The organism is Cobetia sp., assembly GCF_983723665.1.
In genome coordinates, this window is the sequence record NZ_CFDJES010000042.1 from 11,860 (window position 1) to 23,620 (window position 11,761).

The window sequence follows — 11,761 nt, forward strand, 5'->3', positions numbered from 1 at the left end:
GGCATCCCCAGATGAGGATGCCCAAGACCGTGACTAGCTTGATGAGGAGAAACACCGTAGCGGGGGCCTGACTCCGCCGCTACGGCTGGGCTTGCGCCCTGCGATGTCTGCCCGGACACCGCACATACAAGATAATCATTCTCATTTGATTTTGCAAGGCAAATGCGAAGAATTTCTATTTAAGATTTATCTTGTGCACCCTCGAGCGAGAACACCCTCAGTTCCGCATGCAATTCGACCTCCAACGCCGTCATGGCTTCCGCACGCGCAAGGCCATCACGCTCGGCGCGATACAGGTGCGGGGTCATGGTCAGCAGGTCCCGAATCTGCTCATTGCTGGTCAATGACAGCCCCGCATGCAGATGCTCGACCTCGCCGCTGATGGCAAAGCCAGCGGACTCGGCAGCGCTCAGCCCGCCTTCACCGCGCGCGGGCTTCAGCTCGCGGTAGAGAATCTTGCGCAACGCCAGCAGATGCTCGGCCCCCGCTTCCAGCAGCACGACGTGGCCACCGGGCTTGAGGACACGTGCGAACTCCTGCCAGACAGGGAAGCCGAAGGCGCAGATGACGACATCCACGCATGCATCTTCCAGCGGCAGAGCGGCGTTGGTGCCCACCAGCCAGGCGGCATCACGTGACTGCTTCGCCGCGGCCAGCACCGCGTGCTTGGAGATATCCAGCCCCGCCGCCGTCAGCGAGAGATTCTGCTCACCGGCAGCGCACGCCAGCTGACGCAGATAGAAACCTTCGCCGCAGCCGGCATCCAGCACGGCCAGCGGCGCCTGAGTCGTCTGGGCCGCTGCCAATGCCAGCACACGACTGGCCAGGGCTGATGCAAGAGGCTGATAGCCGCCGAGGGCGAACAGGCGCTGACGAGCGCTCACCATCGCCTTGCTGTCGCCGGGGTCCAGGCTGCGCTTGCGCTGCACCGGCAGCAGATTGACATGCCCCTGGCGTGCGATATCGAAGCGATGCCCGTCGGCACAGCACCAGCTCTGGCCATCACGTACCAGCGGCTGGGCATCCAGCGGACAGGTCAGGGCCGTCAGCGGGGTCATGGTCGGGCGATCAGCCGAGTCGGCGGTAGGCGTCGTCATGGTCAGCAACTCTCGGGACGAGGAAAGAAAGGGACAGCAAACACGGCAAGCGGCACAGACCGCCACGCAGGCAGATGGCCTTGGCACGCAGAACCGCGCCATGGCGATGGGCCTCACACGCAAGCGGCCACCCGAAGGCGGCCGCGATGCAGCGTCATGAAGACACCGCCACTGCGCACGAGGCGCTGATCAGTCCTGCTTGACGAAGATCAGGTCCCACACGCCGTGGCCGAGACGCTCGCCGCGCTGTTCGAACTTGGTCAGCGGACGGAAGTCCGGACGCGGCACGTAGGGCGCGGTTTCCGCCGGAGCGGTGTTGGCAAAGCCCGGCGCTTCGGCCATCTCTTCCGCCATCGCTTCGGCGTAGTTGGCCCAGTCGGTGGCCATGTGGAAGTGGCCGCCCGGCTTGAGCACACGACGCACCAGCTCGACGAAGGCCGGCTGAACGATACGACGCTTGTGGTGCTTCTTCTTCGGCCACGGGTCCGGGAAGAACAGCTGGAAGGTGTCGGCGCAACCGGCCGGCACGCAATCCGCCAGCACTTCCAGCGCGTCGTGACGATAGACACGCAGGTTGGTCAGACCCAGCTTGTCGACATCATCCAGCAGCTTGCCGACGCCCGGCGCGTGCACTTCGATGCCGATGAAGTCGGTGTCCGGGTTGGCCTGGGCCTGTTCACACAGTGACTTGCCCATGCCGAAGCCGACTTCGATCACCAGCGGTGCCCGACGCCCGAACAGCGCGTCGAGATCCAGCTCGCCCTGCTCGTGACGCAGGCCAAGGCGCGGGAAGACCTCTTCCAGCCCGCGAGTCTGGGCCTGGGTCATGCGGCCACCACGAATCACGTAGCTCTTGATGCCACGCTTGCGGGCGACGGCTTCATCGGCAACGGAAGGGGTCGCTGGCGCGCTTTCGGTCTGCACGCTCTCGGGCTGCGCGCGCTCGTTCTGCACACTTTCTTGCTGCGCATCGTCAGCGGGAGCAGAAGTGGACGTGTCGTCCTGCGGCTTGGAAGTCTCGTCAGTCATGGGGTCGTCTTGGTCTTTGCATGAACGATGCGCGTGCATCGGATTCGAATGTTTCAGGGCTCAGCCGGTGATCAGGCCAGCGCCCGGTGAAGAAGCACGTGCCGTCAGGCGAGTCGGCATGCGGCCGGCCAGGAAGGCGCCACGGCCGGAAATCACGGCCTGACGCATGGCATCTGCCATCAACAGCGGCTGGCGCGCGTGGGCGATGGCGCTGTTCATCAGTACGCCATCACAGCCCAGCTCCATGGCGAAGGCGGCTTCTGACGCCGTACCCAGACCGGCATCGACCAGCACCGGCACATTGGCGCGCTCGATGATCAGCGATAGGGTGTGCGGGTTGAGAATGCCGAGGCCGGAGCCGATCAGCGAGCCCAGCGGCATGATGGCGCAGCAGCCGATCTCCTCGAGCTGGCGCGCGACGATGGGGTCGTCGGAGGTATACACCATCACGTCGAAGCCATCGGCGACCAGCTCTTCAGCGGCCTTGAGCGTCTCGACGATATTGGGATACAGCGTGTCCTGATCGCCCAGCACTTCCAGCTTGACCAGGTTGTGGCCATCCAGCAGTTCACGGGCCAGCTTGCAGGTACGCACCGCGTCACGCGCGTTGTAGCAGCCGGCGGTGTTGGGCAGGAAGGTATAGCGATCCGGTGACAGCACGTCGAGCAGGTTCGGCTCGTCAGCGTTCTGACCCAGATTGGTACGGCGGACCGCAAAGGTGACCACTTCCGCGCCGGACGTCTCGATGGCGGAGCGTGTCTCGTCCATGTCCTTGTACTTGCCGGTACCGACCAGCAGGCGCGAGGAGAACTCGCGGCCGGCGACGATCAACGGGCTGTCGCCGGCGACCTGGGTGACGGGGTTGTTCAATGTCGGGGCAGAACTGTCTGTCATGATGACCTCATCGAGCTGGACGTGAAAGCGCTGAGCGCGAGCGAGTAGTGAAAAGTGTCAATCCTGGAAACAGGACGGATCAGCCACCACCGATGGCATGGACGATCTCGATGCGGTCACCGGCATGCAGACGGGTGTCGGCGTGCGCGCTACGTGGCACGATGTCTTCATTGCGTTCCACTGCCAGTCGGCGGCCCTGGAGACCGAGACTCTCGACCAGGGCGGCAATCGTCGTGTCGTCCGTCACCACGTGGTCTTCACCGTTGAGCTGTATCTGCATGCTGTCCTCCCGCGAAAAGAGGCCGCTATTGTAGCGGCTTTACGTGGACAGGCGTAGGCACATCGTGCCGCGCCACCTGCCCTCAAGGAATTATTGTCTATGCGTCACAACGACTCCCACTCCCGCCACTGGTGGCTGGCCATGGGACTGGCCGGCATGTCCACCGTCGCGCTGGGCGCCTTCGCCAGTCATGGCCTGCGTGGCACCCTGAGCGCGGACATGCTGCGCGTGTTCGAGACCGGCGTACGCTATCAGATGTGGCACGTGCTGGCGGCGGTCGGGGTACTCGCCTGGCGCTCGGTGCAGCCGCTGCGCGGCCAGATGCTGACGCTGGGGCTGTGGGCCGCCGGCATCCTGATGTTCTCGGGGTCGCTGTATGCCCTGGCGACCACGGCGCGCACCCAGCTGGGCATCATCACGCCCATCGGCGGCCTGCTGCTGATCGCCGGCTGGCTGAGCCTGGCCGTCACCGGCTGGCGTCAGCGCGGCAGCGAAGAGAAGGATATCAACAAGCTGTAGCGGACTGGCCCAAGGCGTGGCCCACGACCGCCCCGGGGTCAGTCATCGCTGTCCGGCAAGGTATAGGTCGCGGTCACGATGGCGACCGGGTCGGTGTCTCCGTGGCTGAAAAGCTCGATCTCGCCGACGGCCAGTCGCCGGCCCAGCTTGCGGATACGCGCGGTGGCCATCAGGTCGCGGTCGCCGCGCGCGCGACGCAGGAAGTGGATGCTGAGGTCACTGGTGACGGCCATCGGCTCCGGGCCGATCTCGCCGAGAATCGCGACATACAGGCAGACATCCGCCAGCGCCATCATCGTCGGCCCGGACACGCAGCTGCCGGGACGCAGATGCTCGTCCTCGATGGCCAACCCCATGGTCGCCCAGCGATCGCCGACGGCCTCGATGGTACCCAGACGCTGGGGGAAGACTTCATCGAGGAAATCCTCGATGGCGGCGGCGCTCATCACGGGCATGACATTCTCCTCGACACACTGGGTCCGATCGCGCGGTTACGCGGTTTCTGGGGCAAGGCTAGCGGCAAATGCGGTCTCGGGAAACATGCGCCTGGCAAAATAGTGGCCGGGCAATTCCTGCTCGGCGACAGACGACAACGGCGACCCAGGGTCGCCGTTGTCGTGTTCAGTGTTTCCTCAAGCCAACCGCCCTGCGATCAGCGCGCCTGCTGCTTTTTCTCGAGACGACGGCGATGCAGGACCGGCTCGGTGTAGCCACTCGGCTGCACACGACCCTGGAAGACCAGCTCGCAGGCGGCCTGGAAGGCGATGGAGCCCTCGAGGTCATCCGTCATCGCCTGATAGCTGGGGTCCGCGGCATTCTGGCGGTCCACCACGCCAGCCATGCGCTCCAGCGTGTCCTGCACCTGGGCGCTGTCGACGATGCCGTGATGCAGCCAGTTGGCGATGTGCTGGCTGGAGATGCGCAGCGTGGCGCGGTCTTCCATCAGGCCGACATCATGGATGTCCGGCACCTTGGAGCAGCCGGTGCCGTGATCGATCCAGCGCACCACATAGCCGAGAATCCCCTGGGCATTGTTGTCCAGCTCGGCCTGGATCTCCTCGGCACTCCACTGGGGGTCGAGCTCCAGCGGGATGGTCAGCAGGTCATCGAGGCTGGCACGCGGACGACTGAGCAGATCATGCTGCACGTCCTTCACCGAGACCTGGTGATAGTGCAGCGCATGCAGCACGGCGGCGGTCGGTGACGGCACCCAGGCGGTGTTGGCACCGGCGCGCGGATGGCCGATCTTCTGCTCGAGCATCGCGGCCATCAGGTCGGGCATGGCCCACATGCCCTTGCCGATCTGGGCACGACCGCGCAGGCCACATTCCAGGCCGACATCCACGTTCCATTTCTCGTAGGCCTGAATCCAGGCGGCGCCCTTCATGTCGCCCTTGCGCAGCATCGGGCCGGCTTCCATCGAGGTGTGCATCTCGTCACCGGTGCGGTCCAGGAAGCCGGTGTTGATGAAGGCCACGCGGGAACTGGCAGCCGCGATGCAGGCCTTGAGGTTGACGGTGGTGCGGCGCTCCTCGTCCATGATGCCCATCTTGAGCGTGGAGTCCGGCAGGCCGAGCAGCTGCTCGACCCGCGCGAACAGCTCATCGGCGAAGGCGACTTCCTCGGGGCCATGCATCTTGGGCTTGACGATGTAGACGGAGCCGGTGCGCGAGTTGCAGATGCCGCCGCGGTCCTGCTTGTCGCCCTTGAGGTCGTGCAGCGCGATCAGGCTGGTGAAGATGGCATCCATGATGCCTTCCGGCGCTTCGCTGCCGTCCTCGAGCAGGATGGCCGGGTTGGTCATCAGATGACCGACGTTGCGAATCAGCATCAGCGAACGACCATGCAGCACGCGCGTGGTGCCATCGGCGCCGGTGTATTCGCGGTCCGCATTCAGCTTGCGCGTCATGCTGCGGCCATTCTTCTCCAGCGTCTCGGTCAGGTCGCCCTTCATCAGGCCCAGCCAGTTGCGATAGACCGTCACCTTGTCTTCGGCATCGACGGCGGCCACCGAGTCCTCGCAGTCCATGATGGTGGAGAGCGCGGCCTCCATGATCAGGTCACTGACATTGGCGGGGTCGGTCTTGCCGATGGGGTGCTCGGCATCGATCACGAGCTCGGCGTGCAGACCGTTGTGGGCGAAGATGATCGCGCTCGGCGCGCTTTCATCGCCGCGATAGCCGAGGAAGCGTTCCGGCGACTTGAGGCTGAGGTCACGTCCTCCGGCACGCACCAGCAGATGACCATCACGAATCGTGTAGCCTTCGCTGTCGTGGTGACTGCCGCCGGCCAGCGGCGCGATGGTATCCAGCACCTGGCGCGCATAGGCGACGACCTTGGCCCCGCGTGCCGGGTTGTAGTCCTTGCCACGCTCGGCGCCATCTTCTTCGCTGATCGCGTCGGTGCCGTAGAGCGCATCATAGAGGGAGCCCCAGCGCGCATTGGCGGCATTCAGGGCGTAGCGGGCATTCATCACCGGCACCACCAGCTGCGGGCCGGCCTGCTGACAGATCTCGCTATCCACGAAGGCGGTGCTGGCTTCGACCGTATTCGGCTCCGGCAGCAGATAGCCGATCTCGTGCAGAAACGCCTTGTAGGCCTCGAGGTCTACCTTGCCCGGATGCTCGCGGTGCCAGGCATCGATCTCGCCCTGCAGCTGCTCGCGGGTCGCCAGCAGTTCGCGGTTGCGCGGTGCCAGTTCGTGCAGCAGTGAATCGACACCCGCCCAGAAGGTCTCCGGCGCGATCCCTGTGCCCGGCAGCGCTTCCTGCTCGATGAAGCGGTGCAGGCTGGCGTCGATGGCCAGGCGCTGAAGTTGAATACGGTCGGTCATGCGTTTGCTCTCCCTGAAAACGAATCGCTGGAAACCCTCACGGCTGACAACACTGCAAGCAGTGGTGTTCAAAAGGATTTTCGCCAGACGGCACTCACTGGCACGGCGCTTGACGCGTCTGCTGACGCGCGACTGCCCGACAAGCGTGAGCCATCGAGACGCCGGGCAGGAAGACGCTGTCACCTGCCGGGCGGGGACGAATCCCATCACCATACCCGATGGCGAGGCCGGCGAAAGGACTGCTATGACCAATGAACAAGCTCATGGAGCCCGATTACCCGCCCAGCGTTGATTCCGCGTCGCTGTTGTTGCTCGGCGACAGGCGGGGAAAACAGTGAAGAAACACTGTTCTTTGTGTAGCTCGCAGCCGCGCCAGCCGCTAGCATGGCAGCATTATGGAGATGACCATGCCCGATTTCAGTGAACTGCTCGACCACGGCCCCTTTATCCGCCTGCCTGACATGCTGCCGGGCCAGACGTCCAGTCCACTGGAGCGTTACCTGGGCCATTATGGTCTCGATGCGCTGCGCAGCGAGGACATCGCCGTGCATGCCGGCCACCTGGAGGCCGGGGGCTTTCGCCTGTGGGCCCAGCTGTGGACACCGCGCAAGCCGCGCGGCACGGTCTTCGTGGTCCACGGCTACTTCGATCACCTCGCCCTCTATCGTCATCTGCTGGCGCACCTGCTGCGCAACGGCTGGCAGGTCGCCTTGTGGGACCTGCCGGGCCATGGCCTGTCATCCGGCGAGCCCGCCTCCATCGATGACTTCGGCGACTATGTCGGCTGCCTGCAGGCCTTCCAGGATTACCTGGAAGACCACAGCCTGGCGCCGCACCCGTGGTTCGGCATCGGCCAGAGCACCGGCGGCTCGGTGCTGGCCACCGACGCCCTGATGCGCGGCGATGAATCGCGCTGGCAGGGAATCGCCCTGCTCGCACCGCTGGTACGGCCGTGGGGCTGGTCGCAGTCACGCTGGCTGCACAGCATGGCGCGCCCCTTCATCGATTCCATTCCGCGCAAGTACCGCGCGAATACCAATGATGTGGCCTTCTACGAGTTTCTCAGCACCAATGATCCGCTGCAGGCCGATCGCCTCGCGGTGAAGTGGGTGACGGCGATGCGGGAGTGGATCCCCCGTCTCCGCGCCCTGCCCCCCTGCTCACTGCCGACCCTGATCCTGCAGGGCGAGCAGGACACCACCGTCGATTGGCAATGGAACCTCGGCGTGTTGGCGAGCAAGTTCCCCAATGCGCGCATCTACCGCCATCCCGAGGCCCAGCACCACCTGGTCAATGAAGCCGAGCCGATTCGCAAGGAACTGTTTGCCGAGCTGGACGCCTTTCTCGATGCCCTGTCGCAGCGCCCGTCAGACCTGCCGCAGCAGGGGCGCACGGCATGATGGCCATGCATCGCCTGCGCATGCTGGCCGCGACCCTGCTACTCTCCACGCTGGCGGGCTGCATGAGCCTGGACCAGGTGCCGCGTGCCGAACGCGACCCCATCTATGGTCTCGGCCAGAGCGCGGCGCGTCTGATCGCCGAGCAACCCTGGACACCCCCGCTCGAGCAACAGGTATTGCTGCTCGCGCCGCCCGAGGTGGATGCCACGCTGCAGGCCAACCCGGGCGCGCTGAACGAGGCGCTGACCCGCGCCCTGCTGGCGCTCAAGAACGGGCCTCAGGTGCTCAACTGGAGCACTGACCGCCCCGCCGTCGATAGCCGCCAGTGGCGTCTCGAGACCACTCTCGAGGCCAGTGGCGTCGCACTGACCCTGTCAGACCGAACGCTGCAGCCGTATCAGCTGCAGCTGACACTGGTCCGCAGCGCCAGTGCCGAGCGCAATGAGACGCGCACCTTCACCCTGAGCGGCGCCTTCGACCAGGCGGCCCTCGAGTCGCTGGCGCGCAATCACCCCGCGCCCTGAGATCCGAGTCTTGAGCCCAGAGTCTTGCGCCCAGCTGCGCCGAGGTCCCCGCCACCCCTGATACACCCTTTATCGTTTTCTGCTTTTCCGGAGCCAACATGACCACCGCCAGTCCCCGTCGCTTTCTTGCCCACCTCTATCAGGATGGGCCGCATAACCCGTTCCCCGGCATCAAGGCGCTGGAACGCAGACTGGGACACGCGCTGCCGTATCAGTATGGCTCCAACGAAGGGCTCGACATGCCCCACCACACGCTGGGCGGCGCGCTGGGCACTGCCCTGGCCGACCTGAGCCGCAGCTATGCCGACGCCGATGCCTGGCAACTGCGCCAGCAACTGGCTGAGCGTCTGGGAGTCGCCTACGAGAACCTGCTGGTCGATGCCGGTGCCGACAGCCTGCTGGCACTGGTGATGCGCGCCACCGTCTGTGCGGGCGAGCGCGTGATCACCAGCGCCGGCACCTATCCGACCCTGGCGTACTTCGCCCGCGGGCTGGGTGCCGAGGTCATCGAGGTACCCTACAGCGAGAGCTTCGCCACGGCCGATGACGCCTCATCGTCGCGACTGGCCCCGGACCTCGCGGCGCTGCTCGCCGCGGCAAGGCAGCACGATGCCCGCGTCGTCTATCTCGCCAACCCCGATAACCCCAGCGGCCACCTGCATTCTGACGCCGATGTGCGTGCTCTGCGCGACGCCCTGCCGGAGAACTGCAGCCTGCTGCTGGATGAGGCCTATCACGACTTCCGCCCGGACGCCGCCCACGCCGACCATGCGCCGATGGCACGCACCTTCCGCCTGCGCACCTTCTCCAAGGCCTATGGGCTGGCGGGCCTGCGTCTCGGCTTCATGATCGCCGAGCCTGACGATGTCGCCATGCTGACCAAGGTGCGGATTCACTTCGCGGTCAGCGCCCCGGCAATGGCGGCAGGTGAGCTGCTGCTGGCGCACCCTGAAGAGGCGGCAGCGCACGTCGCCGGCGTGATCGACTGTCGCGATCGTCTCGCCGAGCACCTGCGCTCGCTGGGCGCGGAAGTGCTGCCCAGCGCGACCAACTTCCTCTGCGTGCGCCTCAAGAGCGCCGAACTGGCAGCACAGGTGCAGCAGCAATTGATGGCTCAAGGCGTGCTGATCACTCGCTCCCCGCATCCTTCGCTTGGCCATATCCTGCGCATCTCGACACTCGAAGACAGCCTGGTGCCGGGCCGTCTCGCGCGTCTCGAGCAGGCCATCGCCGAAGAGCGCCGTTCATGAACGATTTATCGTGAGGGCCTCGCGATGACGCTGGTCAGCCTCGCGGCCCGTGCCTTGAGCAGCCTCGCCGTGGTGGGCGCGAGCCTCTGGCTGGTGCCCGCACTATGGTTCCGCCTGCCGGGGCCGGAAGGGCTGCGCACCACCGTGGCTGCTCTCGCAGCGGTGCTGGGCCTCGTGTGCGTGATTGCCCTGTGGTGGCCGCAGGCCAGCGCGATTCGCTGGCGGCTGATGGGCAGCTACCTGATGCTGCTGGTCGCAAGCCTTGCCTGGTGGGCCAGCATCACGCCACGGGCGGACCGCGACTGGGCGCCGGAGGTGGCGCATCTGGTCGAGGGGCAGGTGGTCACGCCAGCACGGGACGAGGCATCGCCGGCAAGCGCCAGGACCGAAGCTGCCACGCAGGGTGAAGTGCTGCATCTCGAGCAGGTACGCAACTTCGTGTGGCACAGCGCCGAGGATTACACGCCGCGCTGGGAAAGCCGCGACTATCCGCTGGAGGAGCTGACCTCGGTGGACCTGCTGACCAGTCACTGGATGGGCCCGCAGATCGCCCATACGCTGGTCAGCTTCGGCTTTGCCGATGGCCGCTATCTGGCCTTCTCGGTGGAGATCCGCAAGGAGCGCACCGAGCAGTTCTCGACCCTCGGCGGCATGTTCAAGCAGTACGAACTGGCGGTGATCGCCGCCGACGAACGCGACATCATCCGCGTGCGCAGCAACGTGCGCGGCGAGCAGGTACACCTCTATCGGGTGCAGATGCCGCGCGAAATGATCCGCGAGCTGTTGCTGGCCTACGTCGACGAAGCCGAGACATTGCGCACTCAGCCACGCTTCTACAATACCGCCACCAGCAACTGCACCACCCTCGTCTACGCGATGATGACGCGCCTGACCGACGGTCTGCCGCTGGACTACCGTCTGCTGCTCTCCGGCTATCTGCCGGAATATGTCGCGGACCAGGACGCCCTCAGTGATGCTGCGCCCTTCGCGGAACTCAAGGCCAGCAGCCTGATCAATCCCGCCGCCATCGCCGCCGATGAGCATCCGGACGGCGACTTCTCACACCTGATTCGTGCAGGCATTCCCGGCGCGGACAGACCTTCCTACTGAGCCCGAGCAGCGCTGACATCCTGATCCGCCGACATCAGGCGCTGCGCTGCTGGGAACTGGCGCCCAGGCGAGCCGGGTCCCTGCCCATCATGCGGTCCAGCTGGCGATAGCCGATGGCCTCCATCAGCTGCGGCCGCTGCACACCGTCCTGGTCGATCAGATCACTCAGTGTCAGCGCGACACGCAGCACCCGGTGATAGGCGCGCGCCGAGAGATTGAGGCGTGACAGTACGCCGGCCAACCACTGGCGCTCGCCGTCTTCCAGCTGACAGGCGGCTTCCAGCGCGTGGGTATCCAGATGAGCATTCAGGCCGCCGCGTGCCAATTGGCGCGCGCGAGCGGCCAGCACTCGTTCGCGCACGCCGGCCGAGGCCTCGCCGGGGGTGGCGGATGTCAGCTCCTCGGCGGGCAGGCCCGGCACCTCGACCTGCAGGTCGATGCGGTCCAGCAACGGGCCGGACAGACGCGCCTGATAGCGCTGGATCTGCGCCGGGGTGCAGCTGCAATTGCGGCGACTGTCACCGAGGTAGCCGCAGGGGCAGGGATTCATCGCCGCGACCAGCTGGAAGCGCGCCGGGAAACGGCGTTGATGGCTGGCGCGCGAGATCAGGATACGGCCACTCTCCAGCGGCTCGCGCATCACTTCCAGCACGCCACGGTCGAACTCCGCCAGCTCATCCAGAAACAGCACGCCATGATGCGCCAGCGACACCTCGCCCGGACGCGGCTTGGAGCCACTGTCATTTTCAGCAATTGATGCGACCCTCAGCGCGTAATATCGGGCTATTATGGTAGTCTGTACAGGATTGAGTGCGACAGAATTAA

The 11,761-nt window shown here is 65.4% G+C and carries 12 protein-coding genes; 5 read left to right on the top strand and 7 right to left on the bottom strand.

Annotated features, from left to right (window positions below):
- Positions 1–179: 179 nt before the first annotated feature.
- The 4 genes from AC4FAH_RS06265 to thiS form a co-directional block, all read right to left on the bottom strand.
- Positions 180–1,097, bottom strand: coding sequence for a putative RNA methyltransferase (locus tag AC4FAH_RS06265; protein ID WP_225347475.1), 918 nt, complete (start codon positions 1,095–1,097; stop codon positions 180–182).
- A 189-nt stretch (positions 1,098–1,286) separates the two neighbouring features.
- Positions 1,287–2,126, bottom strand: a complete 840-nt coding sequence (gene trmB, locus AC4FAH_RS06270; protein ID WP_225347474.1) for a tRNA (guanosine(46)-N7)-methyltransferase TrmB — start codon at positions 2,124–2,126, stop codon at positions 1,287–1,289.
- Between the two features lie 60 nt (positions 2,127–2,186).
- Positions 2,187–3,020 (bottom strand): thiazole synthase, encoded by an 834-nt coding sequence (locus tag AC4FAH_RS06275; protein WP_052384900.1) that lies wholly within the window; start codon positions 3,018–3,020, stop codon positions 2,187–2,189.
- Positions 3,021–3,099: 79 nt separating this feature from the next.
- A complete protein-coding gene (thiS, locus tag AC4FAH_RS06280; protein WP_043336981.1) occupies positions 3,100–3,300 on the bottom strand; it encodes a sulfur carrier protein ThiS in 201 nt (66 codons plus the stop codon).
- Between the two features lie 99 nt (positions 3,301–3,399).
- On the opposite strand from thiS, the gene AC4FAH_RS06285 reads away from it, so the two are divergent.
- Positions 3,400–3,819, top strand: a complete 420-nt coding sequence (locus AC4FAH_RS06285; RefSeq protein WP_043336980.1) for a DUF423 domain-containing protein — start codon at positions 3,400–3,402, stop codon at positions 3,817–3,819.
- A 38-nt stretch (positions 3,820–3,857) separates the two neighbouring features.
- Here AC4FAH_RS06285 and AC4FAH_RS06290 read toward each other — a convergent pair whose 3' ends face one another.
- Positions 3,858–4,274, bottom strand: a complete 417-nt coding sequence (locus AC4FAH_RS06290; RefSeq protein WP_043336979.1) for a PaaI family thioesterase — start codon at positions 4,272–4,274, stop codon at positions 3,858–3,860.
- Positions 4,275–4,471: 197 nt separating this feature from the next.
- A complete protein-coding gene (locus tag AC4FAH_RS06295; protein WP_043336977.1) occupies positions 4,472–6,652 on the bottom strand; it encodes a malate synthase G in 2,181 nt (726 codons plus the stop codon).
- A 407-nt stretch (positions 6,653–7,059) separates the two neighbouring features.
- Here AC4FAH_RS06295 and AC4FAH_RS06300 point away from each other — a divergent pair, with 407 nt between their 5' ends.
- The 4 genes from AC4FAH_RS06300 (at position 7,060) to AC4FAH_RS06315 (ending at position 10,936) form a co-directional block, all read left to right on the top strand.
- A complete protein-coding gene (locus AC4FAH_RS06300) occupies positions 7,060–8,052 on the top strand; it encodes an alpha/beta hydrolase (RefSeq protein WP_043336976.1) in 993 nt (330 codons plus the stop codon).
- Positions 8,049–8,576 (top strand): hypothetical protein, encoded by a 528-nt coding sequence (locus AC4FAH_RS06305; protein WP_052384899.1) that lies wholly within the window; start codon positions 8,049–8,051, stop codon positions 8,574–8,576. Before AC4FAH_RS06300 ends, AC4FAH_RS06305 begins: the two co-directional genes overlap by 4 nt.
- A gap of 98 nt (positions 8,577–8,674) precedes the next feature.
- Positions 8,675–9,826: a pyridoxal phosphate-dependent aminotransferase gene (locus AC4FAH_RS06310; RefSeq protein ID WP_213114154.1), complete on the top strand. Its 1,152-nt coding sequence runs from the start codon at positions 8,675–8,677 to the stop codon at positions 9,824–9,826.
- Between the two features lie 24 nt (positions 9,827–9,850).
- Positions 9,851–10,936, top strand: a complete 1,086-nt coding sequence (locus AC4FAH_RS06315; protein ID WP_490245777.1) for an Lnb N-terminal periplasmic domain-containing protein — start codon at positions 9,851–9,853, stop codon at positions 10,934–10,936.
- Positions 10,937–10,970: 34 nt separating this feature from the next.
- Here the strand turns inward: AC4FAH_RS06315 and AC4FAH_RS06320 are convergent.
- Positions 10,971–11,761 (bottom strand): ATP-binding protein (locus AC4FAH_RS06320; RefSeq protein WP_288388118.1); only part of this gene is annotated, 791 nt, incomplete at its 5' end.

Excerpts from the sequence above, each read along its gene's own strand:
- AC4FAH_RS06265 (WP_225347475.1), bottom strand. The coding sequence starts at position 1,097 with ATGACGACGCCTACCGCCGACTCGGCTGATCGCCCGACCATGACCCCG.
- trmB (WP_225347474.1), bottom strand. The coding sequence starts at position 2,126 with ATGACTGACGAGACTTCCAAGCCGCAGGACGACACGTCCACTTCTGCT.
- AC4FAH_RS06275 (WP_052384900.1), bottom strand. The coding sequence starts at position 3,020 with ATGACAGACAGTTCTGCCCCGACATTGAACAACCCCGTCACCCAGGTC.
- thiS (WP_043336981.1), bottom strand. The coding sequence starts at position 3,300 with ATGCAGATACAGCTCAACGGTGAAGACCACGTGGTGACGGACGACACG.
- AC4FAH_RS06285 (WP_043336980.1), top strand. The coding sequence starts at position 3,400 with ATGCGTCACAACGACTCCCACTCCCGCCACTGGTGGCTGGCCATGGGA.
- AC4FAH_RS06290 (WP_043336979.1), bottom strand. The coding sequence starts at position 4,274 with ATGCCCGTGATGAGCGCCGCCGCCATCGAGGATTTCCTCGATGAAGTC.
- AC4FAH_RS06295 (WP_043336977.1), bottom strand. The coding sequence starts at position 6,652 with ATGACCGACCGTATTCAACTTCAGCGCCTGGCCATCGACGCCAGCCTG.
- AC4FAH_RS06300 (WP_043336976.1), top strand. The coding sequence starts at position 7,060 with ATGCCCGATTTCAGTGAACTGCTCGACCACGGCCCCTTTATCCGCCTG.
- AC4FAH_RS06305 (WP_052384899.1), top strand. The coding sequence starts at position 8,049 with ATGATGGCCATGCATCGCCTGCGCATGCTGGCCGCGACCCTGCTACTC.
- AC4FAH_RS06310 (WP_213114154.1), top strand. The coding sequence starts at position 8,675 with ATGACCACCGCCAGTCCCCGTCGCTTTCTTGCCCACCTCTATCAGGAT.
- AC4FAH_RS06315 (WP_490245777.1), top strand. The coding sequence starts at position 9,851 with ATGACGCTGGTCAGCCTCGCGGCCCGTGCCTTGAGCAGCCTCGCCGTG.